Source organism: Methylobacterium guangdongense, from assembly GCF_038442355.1.
GTDB lineage: Bacteria > Pseudomonadota > Alphaproteobacteria > Rhizobiales > Beijerinckiaceae > Methylobacterium > Methylobacterium guangdongense.
In genome coordinates, this window is the sequence record NZ_JBBXMX010000014.1 from 1 (window position 1) to 18,401 (window position 18,401).

Consider the following 18,401-nt stretch of genomic DNA (forward strand, 5'->3'; position numbering starts at 1 on the left):
CTTCGCCCGCCGCCTCAAGACCTTGCGCGGCCTCACGCCCTACGAAGCCATATGCAAGGCATGGTCGGCCGAGCCCAGCCGCTTCAGGTCAGACCCGCTCCACCAAATGCTGGGACCAAACATCTAGTGCTCACTCGCATGAACGAAGTGAGTGCGTCTGAGCACTCGGCAGACCTGCCTTGGCAGGCCGACACTGCGTCTGTTCAGGTCCTGGGTGTGTCGCAGATGTTCGACGCAAAACCGGCGGCCACGTCTGCGAAACCTGCTTGGAGCACCCTCCACCGACGTGGAGACCGGTTCGGCGCAAGAGAGCGCGCTCAAACAATGACCGACAGCCATGCCCGATGGCAACGCGATCGGGGCATGGCTCCGGCGCAGGCCCCAGTCCCTCGCGAGCTTCTGCCGCAGTATCGATGCGGGCCGCCCCGCGTTGCCGGGAGCCAACCCAGGAGACAGCATGGCGGACAAGGCTGACGTGACGACCTACACGGTGAAGCAGGCGCTGGCCGCCAAGGTCGCGGATCACATCGAGATCGCGATCGAGACGCAGGACGGCCCCACGCTGAAGCTCAAGGCGACCGCCGAGCAGCTCGATGCCCTGGTGGGCGATCTGGAGACCATCCTGGACGCCGACGACGCGGAGGGCGAGGCGGCCTGACGGCGGCCAAGCCCCGAACCGGCCGCGGCCCCCGATCGTGTCGCGATCGGGGGCCGCGGCCGGTGATGCGTGGCGCTCCCGGGCGGCAGACGCCTGAGCGAGACACGTTTGGACGAGATACGCCTGGACAAGACACCGGCTGGACGGTTCTTGAGCGGGCTATATCTGGTATGACTTCATCGGGGTGGATGCATCCGAGGAGGTCTCCCGTGTTCGGCCGCGTCTTCGCTTCCCGGAACGGCGAGTCCCACGGCCGGGCGCGCAGAGCGCCCTGCGCCGGAGCGGATGCCGGTTCGCCGCACGCGGGCGCCTCGGCGCACCGGCGGAGCACCGGGCCCTGGACCGCGTGACCGGACCGGAGGGCACCATGGCCGCAAGCCCACCGTCGGCCCCCTATCGCCTGCAATGCATCGTGCACCGGGAGAGCGCGAGCGGCATCATCATCCACGACGAGCAGATCCTCGCGCCGTCCGAGCACGCGGCCGTGGCGGACGCGAAGGCGCGCTTCGCGCAGTTGCTCGCCGGCCGCGCGGGCTCGGCCGCCCTGAGGGATCAGGCCGGGCGCGTCGTCTGGTCCAGGCGGCAGAACACCCCGTCCGGGGCCGGGGCGCCCGCGCCCGAGGGGTAGCGGGCCGGCGCGGTCAGCGCTGCGGCTCCAGGTCGATCACCGGGCCGCCCAGATCGAAGATCTCCTCGTCGGACGGATACCCGTCGTCGAGCTCGATCTCCTCCCGGCGCCGGAACGAGACCGACGACAGGACGCCGAGCGAAAGGGCGCCGGCCAAGAGGGCAACCAGGATCGCGACCGTCATGACGAACCCCCCAGGTGCGGCGTCGAGCGGCATCAAGCACCGGGAGGATTAAGACCCGGTTCCCACGGCGGCGCAAGGACAATGCAAGGGCAGCGCGCGCACAACGCAAGGGCAGGGCGGGCCGGATGCAGGCCGGATGCGGGGTAGCCTTAGCGCCGCTCGGGCACCGCGTCCTGCTGGCGGTCGACCTCGTCGCGCACGCCGCGGCCGGCCATCAGGATCTCGGTCATGAAGGCGGTGATCGCCGCGACGGTGCAGATCAGGGCCGCGCCGAAACAGGCGAACAGGACCGAGGCGGCGGCGCCGTCGCGCAGCGCCCCGACGAACAGGGTCAGCACGGCCAGGCCGATCAGGCAGCTTCCCAGCGAGGCGAGGGCGACCGCGACGTCGAGCACGAAGGAGCGCCGCCGCAGGTAGGTCAGCCGGCGCGCCAGGCGCCGCGCCTCGGCATCCGCCGCCCCCGCCGTCCCCGCCCGCGCGATCCGGGCGGCCTCCGCCGCGAGGGCATCGACCTTGTCGGCGATCCGGCCGAGGCGGGTCGAGAACACGTTGAGCAGCGTCGCGAGCGCCGAGAGCAGGAAGGCGGGCGCGAGCGCCACCTGGATGATGTGCGCGATGCTGTCGGGCTCGGTGGAGCTGAGCGAGAATCCGAACATCCCGCGCTAGGCCCGCGCGCGGGTCACGCGCCCCGGGCCTCCCGGGTGGCACCCGGAGCCGGCTCGGCGGGGGAGGGGGAATCGCGACGGCACCATGCCGGCAGGGTCACCACAGGATGACCCGCCCGTGCAAGCCGGTCACCGGAGCCGCCACACCCGCGGGTTGGTGACGACGGCGGCCAGGACGTAGCAGGCGAAGCCGAGCGGCGTCCCATAGGCCACGACGGCGACGCCGATTCCGATCCAGACCGCCAGGAGGGCGAGCATCGCCAGCAGGACGACCGGATTCATGCGCGCCTCGCGGAGCCGCGGCCGATGCGCCGTGCCATCACCCGGCCGCGCGCCGCAGCGCGGCCGGGTGCGGCTCCGGATCCCCGGCCGGCCCGTCCGTGCCGGTCATGCGGCGCTCGACGGCCGCCAGCGTGTCGAGCAGGCGCCTGCGGAGCCGGGCCGCGCCGTCCGCCTCCAGGGCCGCGACGTCGACGTAGAAGTCGATGCCCCGCGCGTGCTCGGAGAACACCGTATCCCCGGCCTCGCCCCCGGCTGCGCCCCTGGCCTCGGCGGTCAGGTCGCCCTCGACGGCGTAGGGGACCACGGCGCGGCTGATGCCCTTCATGCGGATCGAGTCCTGCGGGCTCGCCCGGACGATGTCGCTGACGAGGGCGTAGGTCTCGTAGCTCAGGGTGATGCCGCCCGGCGCCGCGGCCGCCTGCAGCCGGGCCGCGAGGTTCGCCTCGGCCCCGATGATCGTGTAGTCCATCCGCTCGTCCGAGCCGAAATTGCCGACGTTGCAATAGCCGGTGTTGATGCCGATCCGGGTCTGGAACGGGTGCTCGATCCCGGCCCGGCGCCAGCGGGCGCTCAGCTGGCCGAGGCGCTGCTGCATCGCGAGGGCCATCCGGACGCAGGCCTGCGCATCCTCGCGCACGCCCTTCGTCTCGGGATCGCCGAAGAACACCAGCATCGCGTCGCCGATATATTTGTCGACCGTGCCGCCGTGCTTCAGCGCGATGGCGGTCATCTCGGTGAAATACTCGTTCAGGAGCGCGGTCAGCTCCTCGGGCTGGAGCCGCTCGGTGGTGGCGGTGAAATCCTTGATGTCGGAGAAGAAGATCGTCAGCTTCTTGCGCTCGGTCGTCACCGACACGTCGCGCTCGCCGCTGAAGATGCTCCGGTAGACCTGGGGCGAGATGTACTTCGCGATCTGCACCGAGACCGCGGCCAGGAAGCCGTTCGATTCCGTCAGCTCGCGGTTCATCCGGTCGATGAGGCGGGATTGGCGCGCCTGCAGGAGCAGGACCGTGCTGCCGGCGAGCGCCGCCAGGATGAAGTAGCCCAGCAGGTACTTGAACGCGAAGACGTTGGCGGCGATCGACTGGTGCAGCACGATCTCCTGGATGCCGCGCACGTCGCCGACCTTCCAGTCGGTCTTCGGGCTCAAGGGATGCGCGTTGTGGCAGCGCACGCACGCCGACTCCATCCGGATCGGCGCGGCGATCCGCACCTGGCGGTCGAAGAACGAGCCCGCGGTCTCGCTGGTGAAGCCCGATTGCGGGTGGGCGCGCAGCTCCGCCAGGGCGCCGGCCTCGAACGCGTCGAGTTCGTGCGGCTTGCGGTCCTTGAACGGCAGGTCGGAGATGAAGCGGTACTTCACCGCCCCGTCCGCACCGCTGATCCGCTCGCCGAGTTCCAGGGAGAGCGTCGCGGGGATCGGGATGGCGTTCGGCACGCCCTTGTAGTCGTGCGTCGTGATCACCCGCCCCGTGGCGCCGTTGACCGCCTGGACGACGTCGCTGGCGTAGAAGCTGCGCATCTGGTCGATGATCCGGGCCGTCTCCACCGCCTGCGTCTGGAGCATCCGCTCCGACAGGCCGCGCAGGTCGAGCCAGACCGCCATCGGCAGGCCGGCGAGGCCGAGCAGGATGGCCGCGACGAGGAGCGGCGCCATGATCCGCTGCTGCCGCGCGGTCCGCTCGCTCACGCTGGACATCCGACGCTTCTCCACAAGCCGGTCCGCCACCCGAGCGCGATCCGCTTCCCGCGGCCGGGCGCATGAGGCCAGATCGACCGGCCTAGAACGCATGCCATTCCGGCAAGCCTACGCCGCCGAATACCGTCCTGCCAAGTGCAAGACGGCGCACCACAGGTTTTCGCCATGGGCGACCGGCCGCGATCACTGACCTCGTCCCCGCGACGACGCGCCAGTTCGTGGACGAGCGACGCCGTGATCTGGCGGCGCGGCCTGACGCAATGCGGGGGAGTGGCCGGGGCGCGGTGGAGACTGCGTCCACCCGGTCCCGGCACGAATCAGGGTCGAATCGTCAATTAATGTTAACCGCGCATTGCCGCATGCGGCCGTCTTGCGAGCCGGTGTCCGGTAGGTTTTAAATGTCCTCGAAGCTTCCTGGTTGGTCCTGGGAACGTTTACGATCGAACTCAAGCCCCGCCTGCCCCCGCGCAGCGGGGCTTCTTGTTTCGCGCCGCGTCCCGAACGGCGAGCCTCCGACGCACGTCAAACGATGCCCCCGGAACCAGGGCCTGGCGCGCCGCACCGGGGCCGGCGTCCGGATGGATGCTCCGGGATGGATGCTCCGGCCGGCCGGTCGGATACGCGTCTCCCTCCGCGCTGCAGCAATCTCCTGCGGGATGTGCTTAAACGCACTTGATTATTGGGCGCCCCAAAACATCAAGCTCGGCTGTTGCAGCGTTGCACTATCGCCCGGCATCAACCTGTCGTTCTGTGGTCCGGTACACATCCCGCCCAACGGGAGACAGAGGACCAGATGATCAAGAAGCTTCTTCTCGCGAGCGCCGCCACGGCCCTCCTGACCGGCGCCGCCTCGGCCGCCGACCTGCCGCGCCGGGCCGCCCCGCCGCCGATCTTCACCCCGGTTCCGGTGTTCACCTGGTCGGGCGCCTACTTCGGTATCAACGCCGGCTACGCGTTCGATGCCAGCAGCAACACCACCTCGAGCTTCGCCGTCCCGGCTCCGTACGGCAACGGCACGACGGCCTATTTCGGCCAGAACAACCAGGAAGGCTTCTCGGGCGGCGCCCAGATCGGCTACAACTTCCAGCTGACGCCGGGCAACGGCGTGGTGTTCGGCGTCGAGGCCGACGCCCAGTACCTCGACTTCGGCCGCAACCGGAACCGCTCGATCGTCACCGGCCCGCTGGCCGCCGGCTACTACGTGACCGACCCGCGCGGCCTGTCGAGCCTCGACTACTTCGGCACCGTGCGCGGCCGCCTCGGCTACGCCTTCGACCGCGTCCTCGTGTACGGCACCGGCGGCTTCGCCTACGGCTCGGGCTCCGCTGACCGTTCGTTCGGTGGCTACGTCGGCAACGACAGCTTCCGCACCGGCTACGCGGTCGGCGGCGGCATGGAGTACGCGCTCCCGGTCGACTCGTTCCTGAACTTCTTCCGCTCGTCGGCCGTGACGCTCAAGGTCGAAGGCCTGTACGTCAACCTCGACCGCAACACCCGCAACCAGGGTGCGCTCGTCATCAACGCCGCCAACAACTTCCCGGTCGCCTACAGCGCCGTCGGCCGCCGCAATGACGAGTTCGCCGTCATCCGCGCCGGCCTGAACTACAAGTTCGGCTCGTACTAAGACGCACCCCTGGAAACACCCGTCGGACCTGACGGCCCGACAGGTGTTCTCCCAGTGGTCGACCATCCGCGATGCGGCCCGCCGCATCGCCCCTCGACCCGAGCGTCCCCAGCCCGATCAGACTGGCCGCTCGCGCCGAGCGACGCCCCGGGAGCCTCTCCCGGGGCGTTTTTCGTTGGCGGGTGCTGGCCCCTCAGGCGTGGACGGCGTGCTCCAGCTGGGCCTTCGACATCTTCGACCGGCCGGGGACGTTCTGCGCCCGGGCCTTGCGCATCAGCTCGGCCTTGGTCGTCCCGGACTTGGCTGTCCCGGACTTGGCTGTCCCGGACTTGGCTGTCCCGGACTTGGCTGTCCCGGACTTGGCTGTCCCGGACTTGGCTGTCCCGGACTTGGCCTTGCCCTCGGCCTTCTTGGTCTTGCCGGTCTTGCGCGCCGCGGCGGATTTCTCGGCGGCCGCCTTCGGCTGCTTCGAGAACTGCTTGCCCTTGGCGGTATCGGCCCGCTTCTTGGCCGTGCTGGCGGCGTATTCCTTGTCGCTCAGCGTCTCGCGGGCCTTCTTGGGCAGGTAGCGCTCGCCGGTCTTGCCGCTCTCCTTGCCCGACTTCGTGTCCCACTCCTCCTCGGTCCACTGCTTGAGGTGGTTGTCGTCCGACTTCTTGCCCGCGTAGCCGCCGCCTTCCTTCTTGTATTCGGCGGTCGCCATCTGCGCCTTGCGGGCCGACCACTGACCCGGCTTGCCGCCCTTCTCCGACTTCGTGACCTGCTTCTTGACCTTCTCCCACAGCTTGGGATCGGTCTTCTTCGCGGTTCCGGCCATCGCTCTGTCTCCGAATAAAGATTTGGCAGACAACACCAAGCCCACCGCTCCGTTCCGGTGGTGCGCGGCCCGGGCGAAAATCGCATTGGATTGTTCGCCGGCAGCCCCGGCGATTTGGCCCCTGAGGATCGAACCCGAAGGCCCGGCCGCCGGTGGACGGCGGGGCCGGGCCGGGACGGCGCCGGTGGACGGCGGCCTCACGGCCCGCCCGCCCGGGCAACCCTGGGCAAAGGAACTGTTTGTTTCCAGATAGTTACGGCCGAGGTCAGCGTCCATTCAGGCAGGATGACCAATCTGCCCGGACCTCGCGCGCGGCCTGCCCGGCGCGAGCCCGAACAGAAGGGTTGATCATGATGCACGTGAAGATGCTCGCCGCCGCGGCGGCCGTCATCGGCGGCCTCGGCTTCGCTTCCGCCGGCGCAGCCCCCCTGACGCCGGCCCCTGCGGACACGCTGGCCGGCCCTGCCTCCGTGACCGGCGTGGCCTACGGCTGCGGTCCCGGCTGGGCGCCAGGTCCCTACGGCCGCTGCCGTCCGATCTACCGTCGGCCGCGCTTCTACGGCCCGCGCTGCTTCTTCCGTCCGACCCCGTTCGGACCGCGGCGCGTCTGTCGCTATTGAGCCGACCGGCGGCGGGGCCCGGCCCCGCCGAACCGTGATGCGGTCCCGGGGTTGAACCGACGGCGGGCCTCCGATCGGGTGATCGCGCCACGCACGGGAGACGCCATGGCCCGGGATCAGAGTGTGGGAACCGGCGATCCGGCGCGGGAGCGGGCGGCGGCCGAGCGGGCCGGCCGGAAACGGCTCGGCGAGAACGGGCGACCGCAGCAGCCACCGAAGCCCGCCCGCCCCGGCGACTGCCCCGGTGACCGCCCCGGTGACCGCCCTTCTGGACCCGACCCCGCACGCCATCGGGAGGGCGGCTGACGCGGCTCGGCGCGGCGCCGCGTCGAAACGGGTTTCCAAAGGGCTGCGCCCTTTGGTGGGTCGCCAGGGCGAAGCCTTGGCGCCCGGTCTGTCCAGCACGGCTGCAATCCGCCACAGGAACGCGGCTCCGCTTTCCACGCGGCCGGGTCCGATCCGACGAGACCGATCACGAGGCCGGCCGCGCAGAGCTGCGCTGCATCAGGGATCCCGATGGTGGCCGAGGCCACCGCCAGGGCCCGGGCCACGAAGGCCGACGGCAGGCCGGCCTCCTACTGGAGGTAGGCCACGAACATCTCGGCCACGGCCCGCGACGCGTAGGCCTCGGGACTCTCGCCCCGACGGATCGGGAAGGCCTCGGTCACCCTCCGGCCGGCGAGGATCCCGGCCACCTCGTCGGGCATCAGCCCGTCGTCCAGGGCGTTCGCGAGGGCGGTGTGCTCGTGGGTGGCGTGCTCGTGGGCGGGATGGGAGCGGACGCTCCGGGGCAGGGGGCCGGCAAGCGCCGCGGCGTGGAGATCGGAATGGGGGGTCGGGGAACCGTTATAGGTCAGCATCTCTGGTCGCCTTCCGTGTCGGGGGGGGGTGTCCTCTCCGCGTCTCGGACGCGGCAACACCACGGACAGGGCGACATCGTCGGGGCGATCCGATCCACGCTGGCGATCACGGCAAACCTCCCTTCGGCTCTGCATCGACGGTCGTATCGACGCTCGCTTCGACGGTCGTTGCGACCCGGGCAATCTAGCCGCCGGAGCCGGAAAAAGGCTGCTCATTTGAGAGGGCTTCGCAGCGGAGCTTATGCGCGGACCCCGCCCTCGGGAGCAGAAGATGTGAAGCCGGCTCGCCGCCGCGCGTCTCGACGCGGGGCGCCCGGCCTGCCACCATCGGACCCCGGGCGGTCGAGTCCGGGCAGGGACAGGCGGTCATGACCGGATCACGCACGCGCGCCTTGATCGTCCAGCCGGGGGGCGGCTTCGACAGGGTCGGATTCGGGGACCGACCGGTTCCGGAGCCCGGCCCCGGGGAGATCACCGTCCGCCTGCGGGCGAGTTCGCTCAACTACCACGACTACGCGGTGGTCAGCGGGATGTGGGGGCCGAGCGAGCCCCGCATCCCGATGTCCGACGGGGCCGGCGCGGTCGAGGCCGTCGGGCCCGGGCCGGCCGAGTTCGCGGTGGGCGATCCCGTGGTCAGCACGTTCTTCCCGACCTGGCTGGCGGGCACGCCGCGGGTCGAGGGCTTTGCCACCGTGCCGGGCGACGGGGTCGACGGCTACGCCCGGGAGCGGGTCACGGCGCCGTCCACCGCCTTCACCCACGCCCCCCGGGGCTGGGACCACGCCGAGGCGGCAACGCTGACCACCGCCGGCCTGACCGCGTGGCGGGCGCTCCACGCCGATGCCGGCCTCACGAGCGGCGACGTCGTCCTCGTCCAGGGCACCGGCGGCGTCTCGCTGTTCGCCCTGCAATTCGCGAAGGCCGCGGGCGCCACGGTGATCGCCACCTCCTCCAGCGACGCGAAGCTGGAGCGCCTGCGCGGGCTCGGCGCCGACCACGTCATCAACTACCGCGCCGACCCGGCCTGGGGCGAGACCGCCCGGCGGCTGACCGGGGGACGCGGCGTCGATCACGTCGTCGACGTCGGCGGGCCGGGGACGCTGGAGCAATCCATGGCGGCCGTGCGGGTCGCGGGCCACGTCTCGGTGATCGGCATTCTGTCGGGGGTGGCGGGCGCATTGCCCCTGGTCCCGGCGCTCCTGAAGCAGATCCGCCTGCAGGGCGTGCTGGTCGGCAGCCGGAGCCACCAGATCGCGATGATCCGCGGCATCGAGGCCTGCGGGCTGCGGCCCGTGATCGACAGCCGCTACCCGCTCGACGAGATCGTCGCGGCGTTCCGGCACCAGGAGAGCAACCGCCACTTCGGCAAGATCTGCCTCACGATTTGAGGAACCCGCCATGGCGTGCCGGATCGACGCCATCTGCCGGGTCTGGATCGCCTGCGAACGTTCGCCAATCGGCTCCACAGACCAGTAAACTAATCTGCATAAGTATTCATTCGAGAAAACCCTCTGTAGGCTTGTGCACCCAAGCCGGTGCGGAGGAACACCATGTCGAATCCGCTCGTGCGCAAGCTGGAATGCTACGTCCGGCTCTCCGAAGCGGATCGGTTGTGCTTGATCGATGCCGTCGGACCAGGGCGCCTGATCGCCGCGCGGACGGATATCATCCACGAGGGTGACGACCCGCGCGCCGTCAGCGTCATCCTCGACGGCTGGGCCTGCCGCTACCGGCAGTTCATCAACGGGCGCCGCCAGGTCGTCTCGTTCCTCCTGCCGGGCGACCCGTGCGACCCGCACGTCTTCCTCCTCGACGAGATGGATCACACGATCGGCGCGATCACGCCCGTCCTCCTCGGCCAGATCCCCGGCGCCGCGCTGCAGGCGATGACGGCCCGCAGCCCGCAGCTCGACCTCGCCTTCCACCGGGAGGCCCTCGCCACCGCGGCGGTGCAGCGCGAATGGACGATCAGCCTGGGCAGCCGCACCGGCATCGAGCGGCTCGCCCACCTGTTCTGCGAGCTGCAGGCCCGGCTGGAGGCGGTGGGCCTCGCGGAGGCCGGCACCTGCCCGATGCCGATCACCCAGAACGACCTCGGCGACGCGATGGGCCAGACCAGCGTGCACGTCAACCGTACGCTGCAGGAGCTGCGCGGCATGGGGCTGATCACCCTGCGCAGCCGGCGCCTCACCATCCACGACCCGGCCGCCCTAGCCCGGCTCGCCCATTTCGATCCGACCTATCTCCACATGACCGGCCCGGCCGGCCGCACCGTCGCGCAGCGCGCGTGATCCGCGCCCGGCCGGCCGGGCCCTCAGGCGGCGCGGATGCCGGCCAGGAAGCGGTCGACCTCCGTCGACAGGCGCTCGGACTGGCTCGCCAGGGCCGTCGCCGCCGTCAGCACATGATCGGCTGCAATCCCCGTCTGCTCCGAGGCCTCGGCCACGCCGGCGATGTTGATGGTCACCTCCGAGGCGCCCTGTGTCGCCTGGCCGACATTGCGCACGATCTCCTGGGTTGCCGCACCCTGCTCGTCCACGGCGGCCGCGATCGCGACCGCCATGCCGTTGATCTCGCGGATCCGGCCGATGATCGTGTCGATCGCCCCCACCGCCGCGCCGGTGACGCCCTGGATCCGGCCGACCTGCCCGGCGATTCCGTCGGTTGCCTGAGCGGTCCTCTCGGCGAGCGCCTTCACCTCGCCGGCGACGACCGCGAAGCCGCGGCCGGCCTCGCCGGCGCGCGCCGCCTCGATCGTGGCGTTGAGCGCCAGCAGGTTGGTCTGCTCGGCGATGGACGAGATCAGCCGCACCACCGTGTCGATTTCCGAGGCCGCCATCCGCAGCTCGGACACGAGGCCGGCGGCCTGATCGGCCTCATCGACCGCCTGCTGCGCCAATCCGGAGGAGCCGCTCGCCTGTCGGCCGATCTCCTGGATCGAACTGCCGAGCGCCTCGGTCGAGGCCGCAACGGTGTTGATGTTGGCCGTCGCCTCCTCGGCCGCGCGCGCCACCGTGCCCGACTGGCTCGCGGCCTCCTGGGCGGTCGTGGTCATCTGACGGGCCGTGGTCTGAAGTTCGCCTGCGGACGACGAGACGCGATCGACGATCGTGGCCACCGCCTGCTCGAAGGCCTGGGCCAGCTCCATTCTGTTGCGCCTGCGCTCGACGGAGGCGGCGGCCTCCGCCTGCCGCCGCAGCTCGGCTTCGGCGGCGGCGCTGCGGGCGACCATGACCTTGATCGCCTCGACCGCGCGGCCGACGATCCCGATCTCGTCGCCGCGCCGGGCCTCCGGGATCGCGGCCTCGACATCGCCCTCCGTCATCCGCTGCAAGCCGAGGACGAGGCGGTGAAGGGGCCGCGTGACGCCGAGCACGACGATCGCCACCGAGAGGCCGAGCGCAGCCAGCAGGGCCGCCAGGGCGGAGCCGATCAGGACCGTGCGCGCCTGCGCGGCCTCCTGCTGCGAGGCGATCTTCGCCTCGCTGAGGCGGGCGCTCGCCAGCGCCTCGTAATCCTGCGACACCTTGTCGAACTGCCGGCGGATCTCCCGGCTCTCCACGAGGCCGACCTGGATCGCCGTGTCCCGTTCGTCCCGGAAGGCGAGGGCGTTGGACCGATCGAGCAGATCGAAGTACGCCCGCGCGAGACGGCCGATGTTGCGCTGGATGTCTTGGATCTCCTTCCGACGCGACCCCGCAGCCAGCGTCTCGACATTGTCGGCCACGGCTTTGACGGCCCGATCATAGCGATCGCGGAAGGCCGGGATGTCGTCTTCCGGCTGGCCGATGATGATGTTGCGGTTCATCAGGCTGGCCTCGAGGAACTGCTCCCGGACCTGACCGAACATCTCCAGGCGCGAGAAATAGTAATCTACAAGATATCTATCACGTCTTTCCATGCTCTCGAGCGCATTGAGCGAATAACATACGATAAAAACACTTGCCATAATCATGATTATGATCGGTATAGATATCTTGACGATCAGTTTCGTATCTCTGAGTAGCCGCACGTATCCAACTCCCATTCGGAGGATGGAGCCGTGTAACACAGATTTTCTCGATTTTTGCTACAGAAATCCCAACGGCTATTATAATGACCGATACTATCTTGCTAATATTATAGATCAACTATCGACTTGCATTGCCGCTGGCACTATTGAAGTTGCGGAAGTGTTCGAATGCTCGGTCGACGCGAATCCCGGTCCCGTCCGAAAGGGGGGTCGGACCGACCTCCGCACCCGGCCGGCCGCCGCAATCCGGATGTCGTCGGGATGGGGCAAGGTGCACCGAAGACCGCACGCCGGATCCTGCGGCACGCGGGGAACGCCCCGCGCGGCGGGGGAGGGCGGAGAGGCGGCGACGCGTCCGTCCGCCGGCCCCCAGCGCCGTGCCCGATCCGCTGCGATCGGGCAGGGCTCCAGAGGGTCTCGTTGTCACGGGCCCGCTTGCGCCGAACCGGTGCCCGCTTCGTCGGAGGGCGCGCTGGTGCTCAGACGCACTCACTTCGTTCATGCGAGTGAGCACTAGCCCATTGTTCGAGCATCAATTTTTCCAGACTCGGCTGAAGCCTCCGTCTGGATCGATGCACTAGTCGAGCACGATGGGATAGCAACGCGCGCCGACCGTCGCGGCCAGCACCTGCACGGCGCCCACGGTCGAGACGTCGCCCGCCACATGGACCACGTCGGTGGCGCGCAGGCTCGGCAGGTGGGCGGTGAGGGGGCCGGAGCGGACGTCCGGCGGGCGCTGGCGGCCCCGGTCGGCGCAGAGCACGATCCGGCCGACGCCGGTGCGGCGCAGCCAGTCCAGGCTCTCGCGCATATAGAGGTCCAGCGCGTCCCGGGCGCCGACCGCGAGCGCCATCTCGCGGGCGGGCTCGACGTAGCGGGCCGCCCGGGCGATCGCCCAGATCGCGCCGAAGCCGGCGCCGGCCGCCACCAGGACGAGGCGCCCGCCCCCGGGGCGGTACTGCCCCCGGCCCACGGGCCCCTTGAGGCGCACGGGCTGGTCGAGCCGGATCGCGTCGACCCAGCCGCCCTCGGGATCGCGGGGGATGTGGAACACCGCCTCGTTGAGCTCGGCGGCGCCGTCGACCCGCAGGGTCGGGGCGAGCGTCAGGGTGGGCAGCCCCGCGAAGGTGACGCGGGCCTGATGGCCGGGCTCCAGGGTCGGGCGCTTGGTCAGGGTGGCCACGACCTCGACGATGCCGGGGCTGAGCCGGCGGATCTCCGTGACGGTGCCCTTGCGGAGGGCGACCGGGATCGGCGGCGCCTCCGCCTGTCCCGGGATCGGGGCGGCCGGCAGGCCCGGCCGGAGGGATTCGGGCCGGGCCCGGTGGGCCGGCGGACGGCGGGCGGGGCGCGCGGCGCCCTGATGCGCCACGCCCTGGCCGGCCAGCGGCGCGCCGGCCTGGGCCTGGATCGGCGCGATCATGCCCTCGGCCAGCGCCGCCTCCAGGGGCGTGTCGCCGGTCGAGACGCGCACCGACCGGCCGTTGACGACGAGCGAGCAGCGCGCGCCCATGGCCTTACCCCGCGTGGTCTGGAAAGGGATCACCGAAGGTGGATTCACGGGCGAGGGCGGGTTCACGGTGCCGGATCACTGGGCACGGATCAGGAGCGAATCGACCAAGGCCGCCCAGCGCTCGCGGGTCGCGCGGACATCGTCGCTGGCTGCGGATTCGGTGAGGACTTGGCGCTGCGCCCGCAGCGATTCGACTTCCTGCCGCTGGGCGCGAAGCACCGCTTTCATCACCTGAAGCTCGGTTTCGAGACGGGCGATGGCGTCGGCCTCCTCCGCATCGTCGAAGGCGTCTTCGTCGGGCTCGTTCTCGGGCGGGTCGGCGCGGTGGAGATCGTGACCGGGCAAGTCACGACCGGGCAGGGGCAGCCGGGTCCGAGCCTGCGGGTCCAGCCGGACCGGCCGGGCCATCAGGCGGCGCAAGAGATCGGAGCTGCCTGCCTGCTGATAACGCCGCGCCGCCTCAGCCATCCGCCTGTCCCCGTCCCGGGCGCCGACGCGCCCATCCATCAACAGGAGCTTGCGCGGACATGGTTAAGGCGGGCTTAACGATGGCGTTCGGATTTTATTGACGCCTCAACGACTTGCCCCTGCATTCCCGTGTGGCTCCCGGCGGTCTCATGCGTGGAGCGGGCCGGCCGATCCTGGCAAGGTCGACCGCCACCCGCATAGGAGTGTGTAGCTTTACGCAAATTCTTCGATGTCACCGGCCACAGGACACGACAGCGTCCCACTGCATCCAACCCACCACCTCATCCTGAGGTGACCGCGTCAGCGGGCCTCGAAGGAGGGCTCCAGGGATCGCAGTGGCCACTGGAGGGCTCCTTCGAGGCCTCCGCTGCGCTCCGGCACCTCAGGATGAGGGAGTGGGTTGGACGGCCGGAAGGCTTCCGGCCTCGTGTCGTATACCCTGGTCACCGGCAGTGGAGAGGGCAGCCATGACCCATATCGTGATGCTCGTGGATGAGGAGAGCGGCGCGTTCGGCGCATCCTTCCCCGACTTCCCTGGCGCCACCACGGTAGCCAGCGATCTCGACACGCTCTACCGGAAGGCCGCCGAGATGCTGGCTTTCCACGTCGCCGGTCTGGTGGAAGATAGGGACGAGATCCCGCGCGTGCGCACCCTGGACGAGTTGCGCGGCGATCCGGCCTTTCAGGCGGACAGCACCGGGGCCATGGTGGCGCTCGTCCAGGTCGAGCTGCCCGGGCGGGTGAACATCTCCATGGAGGAGGGCTTGCTTCGCCGTATCGACCGGGCCGCCGAGGCGACGGGCGAGAGCCGGTCCGCCTTCCTGGCACAGGCCGCCAAGGCGCGCCTCTCGGCCGGTGCCTGATCACCGAGCGTGAGGGCAGGGCCTTCGCGAAGCGTCAGGACACCGCGCCCTCCTCACGCCGCCTGCGCAGCCGCCGCCTGCATCACCCCGGCGACGAGCGTATAGGTCGCGACCCAAGCCGCCCGCACCTCCGGGGTGAAATCCGCCCCCAGCCCCTGCTCCAGGGTCCACATCAGGGCCTCGCCCACCGGCGCGTAATGGGCCGCCTGCGTGCCGTAGGCCACGTGCTTGCGCCCGAGATCCTGGAGCGCCGGCACCACCGTGTCCGGGTGGTTCAGGTTGGCCACCGCCAGCCCCAGCATGGCCATGAGCTTCGTCTTCTGCTCGGCCATGTCGTCGGGGAAGAGGGGGCGCACCTGCGGGGCGATCGCGAACAGGCGGCCGTAGAACAGGTCGGCCGCCGTCCCGGCGATCGGCCGCACCTTCGCGAAACTGTCCTGCACCAGCTTGATCTGTTCGGGGGTCATCGCAGCACCTGCCAGGGAATCACCGCCCCGGCAGGTTACACTCAGGCCACCCCTCGAGAACCAATCCAGGTTGGTATCAGGCGGCTTCCGGCGCGGCGCCGACGATCTGGCGGGCCTGCAGCAGGGTCATCGGCTCGCCGAAGGCCGGGCCCAGCGCGTATTCGCAGCCGAGCCCGGCCAGCGCCTGGGCGTCGGCCTCCGATTCGCAGCCCTCCGCCACGATGGCGAGGTTCAGCTCGCTCGCCATCCGGACGATCGAGCGCAGGATCGCGGTCTGGCCGGTGCCGATCTGGCGCACGAAGGTCGAATCGACCTTGATCGTGTCGAACGGGAAGCGCTGGAGATACGACAGGGCCGAGTAGCCGGTGCCGAAATCCGACAGGCACAGGCCGGCGCCGAGGTCGTGGATCCGCGCCAGCATCTGGGCGGCGTATTCCGGGTTCTCCATCACGAGGCTCTCGCTGAATTCCAGCTTGAGCGAGCCGGGCAGGGCGCCGGAGCGGGCCAGCACGGTCTTCACGTCGTGCAGCAGGTCGTGGCGCAGGAGCTGGCGCGAGGACAGGTTGCAGGCCGCGAAGATCGGCGGCTCGACCTCCAGGGAGCGCTGCCACGCCGCGAGTTCCAGCGCCGTGCGCTCCAGGGCGAAGATGCCGAGATTGACGATGAAGCCACTCTCCTCGGCGAGCGGCAGGAAGGTCGCGGCGGGGATGCGCCCGAGCTTCGGGTGGTCCCAGCGCAGCACGGTCTCGAAGCCCGCCACGGTGCGGTCTTCGAGCCGCACCACCGGCAGGAACAGCACCTTCAGCTCGTTGCGCTCGATCGCCTTGCGCAGGTCGCTCTCCAGCATCAGCCGGTCCGAGCGGTCGGTGCGCATGTGGGCGCGGAACACCTCGATCCGGTCGCCGCCGTTGCGCTTGGCCTGGATCATGGCGATCTCGGCGCTCTTGAACACCTCGTCGCGCTTCAGGTTGGCGCCGGCCTCGTAGAGCGCCAACCCGATGGAAACGGTCAAGAAGATCTCGCGGTCGGCGTAGGTGATCGGCGTGGCGATCGCCCGGCGGATCATCTCCGCAAACGCCAGGATCCGGTCGGGCTCGCGCTCGGAGACCAGGATCACCGCGAACTCGTCGCCCGCCACCCGGGCGAGGGTGTCCTGCGGGCGCAGCAACCGGCCGAGGCGGCGCGACAGGGTCAGCAGGATCGAATCGCCCGCCGACAGGCCGATCGCGTCGTTGATGCCCTTGAACCGGTCGACGTCGAGGACGATCACGGTGGGCTTGAGGCGCGGGTCCTGGCTGGCGAAGGCGAGGGCTGCGTCGAGGCGGTCGCCGAACAATTCGCGGTTCGGCAGGCCGGTGAGGCTGTCGTGCACCGCGTCGTGGAGCAGGCGCTCCTCGGCGGTCTTGATCTCGGTGACGTCCGCGATGGTGCCGACCACGCGGATCACCTCGCCGTCGGCGCCGATCACCGGGCGCGCCTTCAGCCGGTACCAGAAGAACGTGCCGGCCTCGGAGCGCAGGCGGAAATCGTGGACGATGCGGCCGCGCCGCTCCTCGATCACCGTGTCGAGGGCCGCCGAGTAGCGCTCCACGTCGAACGGGTGGAGGGCGCCCAGCCAGTTGGTCGCCGGCCCCTCCAGGGTGCCCCGGGCGAGGCCGAGCTGGGCCTCGATCTCCGGGCCGACGAAGACCCGGTCGGCCGGCACGTCCCAGTCGAACACCACGTCGCCGGCGCCCGTCAGCGCCAGCGCCCGGCGCTCGGTGTCGGAGACGAGGGCATGGCTGAGGCCGCCCCCCGCGAAGGCGTGCTGGAGCACCGTGAAGCCGATCAGCATCACGATCAGCACGAGGCCGCCGATCAGGGCCGGCTGCACGAGGTCGCTGCCGATCTGGCCGGTGACCGCGAACCCCGCCGCCGCCACCCAGACGACGAGGAGCAGCCAGGTCGGCACCAGCAGGATCGCCCGGTCGTAGCCGTTATGGACCGCGAGGTAGAGGATCAGCAGCAGGCCGATCCCGGCCACCGCGGCGATGGAGATCCGCGCCACGCCGGCCGCCACCGGCGGGTCGAACACCGCGAGCCCCACGAGGCCGGCCAGGAAGGCGAGCCAGAAGAACGCCACGTGGCTGTAGCGCACGTGCCAGCGGGCGAGGTTCAGGTAGGCGAACAGGAAGACCAGCAGCGTCGCCCCGAGCACCGCCTCGGCGGAGGCCCGGTAGACCCGCTCGGCCAGCTCGGTGACCGGGAAGACCCGCTGCAGGAAGCCGAAATCGATGCAGGCATAGGCCAGCACCGACCACGCCAGCGCGGCGGCGGCCGGGAAGATGATCGCGCCCTTGACCACGAACACGATGGTCAGGAACAGGGCCAGCAACCCGCTGATCCCGATGATGATGCCCTTGTAGAGGGTCAGGCCGGCGGATTTCCGGCGATAGGCGTCCTGGTCCCAGAGGTGGAGCTGGGGGATGTTGGCGCCGCGCAGCTCGGCCACGTAGGTGACGGTGGTGCCGGGATCGAGCGTGATCGTGAACTGGTCGGCCTCCGGGTTCTCGTCGCGCTCGGGCCGGATGCCCTGGCTCGCCGTGATGGCGGCGATCCGCGAGCCGCCGAGATCGGGCCAGATCACCCCGGAATCGACCAGCCGGAAATGCGGGGCGACGAGGATGCGGTCGATCTGCTCGTCGGTGTCGTTGGTGAGCGCGAACACGATCCAGTCGGGCCGGGCGCCGGCGTCGCGGGCCTTCACGACGATGCGGCGGACGATCCCGTCCTTGCCGGGTGCGGTCGAGATCTGGATCAGGTCGCCGTCGGAGCGGTAGCGCTCGATCGCGCCGGTCAGGTCGATCACCGGGGCGTCGAGGGTGACGCGCACCGCCTCCACGGCCTGAGCCGACCCGCTCAGCGCGAGGGCACCGACGAGACCGCCGACCAGGGTCAGGAGGAGGGCGAGGATGCGCAAGGGTATCTTGGTGTCCGGCCGTGCGAGAAGCGGCGTCAGCCGCCTTGGGCGGCCACGTTCGAGCGGATCGCGCCCCTTTGCG

General features: G+C 70.2%; 18 protein-coding genes and 1 pseudogene. 8 read left to right on the top strand and 11 right to left on the bottom strand.

The features are described from left to right. The 3 genes and pseudogenes from AAHG09_RS22315 to AAHG09_RS22325 form a co-directional block, all read left to right on the top strand. Positions 1 to 127 (top strand): annotated as a pseudogene (locus AAHG09_RS22315) (IS481 family transposase); the annotation flags it as partial. Positions 128 to 457: 330 nt separating this feature from the next. Beyond that, positions 458 to 658: a hypothetical protein gene (locus tag AAHG09_RS22320; protein WP_342109697.1), complete on the top strand. Its 201-nt coding sequence runs from the start codon at positions 458 to 460 to the stop codon at positions 656 to 658. Positions 659 to 1,025: 367 nt separating this feature from the next. Next, a complete protein-coding gene (locus AAHG09_RS22325) occupies positions 1,026 to 1,286 on the top strand; it encodes a hypothetical protein (protein WP_342109698.1) in 261 nt (86 codons plus the stop codon). Positions 1,287 to 1,299: 13 nt separating this feature from the next. Here AAHG09_RS22325 and AAHG09_RS22330 read toward each other — a convergent pair whose 3' ends face one another. The 4 genes from AAHG09_RS22330 to AAHG09_RS22345 form a co-directional block, all read right to left on the bottom strand. Next, entirely contained in the window at positions 1,300 to 1,503 is a 204-nt protein-coding gene (locus tag AAHG09_RS22330; RefSeq protein ID WP_342109699.1) for a hypothetical protein, read from the bottom strand. A 116-nt stretch (positions 1,504 to 1,619) separates the two neighbouring features. Next, the gene (locus AAHG09_RS22335) at positions 1,620 to 2,126 is read right to left on the bottom strand and encodes a DUF2721 domain-containing protein (RefSeq protein ID WP_342109700.1); all 507 of its coding nucleotides are present in this window, start codon (positions 2,124 to 2,126) and stop codon (positions 1,620 to 1,622) included. A gap of 138 nt (positions 2,127 to 2,264) precedes the next feature. Continuing rightward, on the bottom strand, positions 2,265 to 2,417 hold the full coding sequence (locus tag AAHG09_RS22340) for a hypothetical protein (protein ID WP_342109701.1): 153 nt from the start codon (positions 2,415 to 2,417) through the stop codon (positions 2,265 to 2,267). Between the two features lie 37 nt (positions 2,418 to 2,454). Further along, positions 2,455 to 4,116: an adenylate/guanylate cyclase domain-containing protein gene (locus tag AAHG09_RS22345; protein ID WP_342109702.1), complete on the bottom strand. Its 1,662-nt coding sequence runs from the start codon at positions 4,114 to 4,116 to the stop codon at positions 2,455 to 2,457. A gap of 793 nt (positions 4,117 to 4,909) precedes the next feature. On the opposite strand from AAHG09_RS22345, the gene AAHG09_RS22350 reads away from it, so the two are divergent. Further along, positions 4,910 to 5,740 carry an outer membrane protein gene (locus AAHG09_RS22350; RefSeq protein ID WP_342109703.1) on the top strand — a complete coding sequence of 277 codons (831 nt, stop codon included), beginning with the start codon at positions 4,910 to 4,912 and terminating at the stop codon, positions 5,738 to 5,740. 193 nt (positions 5,741 to 5,933) lie between these two features. Here the strand turns inward: AAHG09_RS22350 and AAHG09_RS22355 are convergent, their stop codons facing one another. Beyond that, entirely contained in the window at positions 5,934 to 6,557 is a 624-nt protein-coding gene (locus tag AAHG09_RS22355) for a hypothetical protein (RefSeq protein WP_342109704.1), read from the bottom strand. Between the two features lie 350 nt (positions 6,558 to 6,907). On the opposite strand from AAHG09_RS22355, the gene AAHG09_RS22360 reads away from it, so the two are divergent. Further along, positions 6,908 to 7,177, top strand: a complete 270-nt coding sequence (locus tag AAHG09_RS22360) for a GCG_CRPN prefix-to-repeats domain-containing protein (RefSeq protein WP_342109705.1) — start codon at positions 6,908 to 6,910, stop codon at positions 7,175 to 7,177. A gap of 575 nt (positions 7,178 to 7,752) precedes the next feature. On the opposite strand, the gene AAHG09_RS22365 is transcribed toward AAHG09_RS22360, so the two are convergent. Next, positions 7,753 to 8,037, bottom strand: a complete 285-nt coding sequence (locus AAHG09_RS22365) for a hypothetical protein (protein WP_342109706.1) — start codon at positions 8,035 to 8,037, stop codon at positions 7,753 to 7,755. Between the two features lie 368 nt (positions 8,038 to 8,405). Between AAHG09_RS22365 and AAHG09_RS22370 the strand changes: the two genes are divergently transcribed. Then, positions 8,406 to 9,425 carry a zinc-dependent alcohol dehydrogenase family protein gene (locus AAHG09_RS22370; RefSeq protein WP_342109707.1) on the top strand — a complete coding sequence of 340 codons (1,020 nt, stop codon included), beginning with the start codon at positions 8,406 to 8,408 and terminating at the stop codon, positions 9,423 to 9,425. 162 nt (positions 9,426 to 9,587) lie between these two features. Continuing rightward, a complete protein-coding gene (locus tag AAHG09_RS22375) occupies positions 9,588 to 10,328 on the top strand; it encodes a Crp/Fnr family transcriptional regulator (protein ID WP_342109708.1) in 741 nt (246 codons plus the stop codon). 23 nt (positions 10,329 to 10,351) lie between these two features. Here the strand turns inward: AAHG09_RS22375 and AAHG09_RS22380 are convergent, their stop codons facing one another. From AAHG09_RS22380 to AAHG09_RS22390, 3 genes are all read right to left on the bottom strand, one after another. Further along, entirely contained in the window at positions 10,352 to 11,938 is a 1,587-nt protein-coding gene (locus AAHG09_RS22380) for a methyl-accepting chemotaxis protein (protein WP_342109709.1), read from the bottom strand. 688 nt (positions 11,939 to 12,626) lie between these two features. Beyond that, positions 12,627 to 13,562, bottom strand: a complete 936-nt coding sequence (locus AAHG09_RS22385; RefSeq protein ID WP_342109832.1) for a ferredoxin reductase domain-containing protein — start codon at positions 13,560 to 13,562, stop codon at positions 12,627 to 12,629. A gap of 75 nt (positions 13,563 to 13,637) precedes the next feature. Next, positions 13,638 to 14,030 (bottom strand): hypothetical protein, encoded by a 393-nt coding sequence (locus AAHG09_RS22390; RefSeq protein ID WP_342109710.1) that lies wholly within the window; start codon positions 14,028 to 14,030, stop codon positions 13,638 to 13,640. A 467-nt stretch (positions 14,031 to 14,497) separates the two neighbouring features. Here AAHG09_RS22390 and AAHG09_RS22395 point away from each other — a divergent pair, with 467 nt between their 5' ends. Continuing rightward, the gene (locus AAHG09_RS22395) at positions 14,498 to 14,893 is read left to right on the top strand and encodes a type II toxin-antitoxin system HicB family antitoxin (RefSeq protein ID WP_342109711.1); all 396 of its coding nucleotides are present in this window, start codon (positions 14,498 to 14,500) and stop codon (positions 14,891 to 14,893) included. Positions 14,894 to 14,946: 53 nt separating this feature from the next. On the opposite strand, the gene AAHG09_RS22400 is transcribed toward AAHG09_RS22395, so the two are convergent. Further along, positions 14,947 to 15,360, bottom strand: coding sequence for a globin family protein (locus AAHG09_RS22400; RefSeq protein ID WP_342109712.1), 414 nt, complete (start codon positions 15,358 to 15,360; stop codon positions 14,947 to 14,949). Positions 15,361 to 15,436: 76 nt separating this feature from the next. Further along, a complete protein-coding gene (locus AAHG09_RS22405) occupies positions 15,437 to 18,298 on the bottom strand; it encodes an EAL domain-containing protein (RefSeq protein ID WP_412760077.1) in 2,862 nt (953 codons plus the stop codon). Positions 18,299 to 18,401 lie beyond the last annotated feature (103 nt).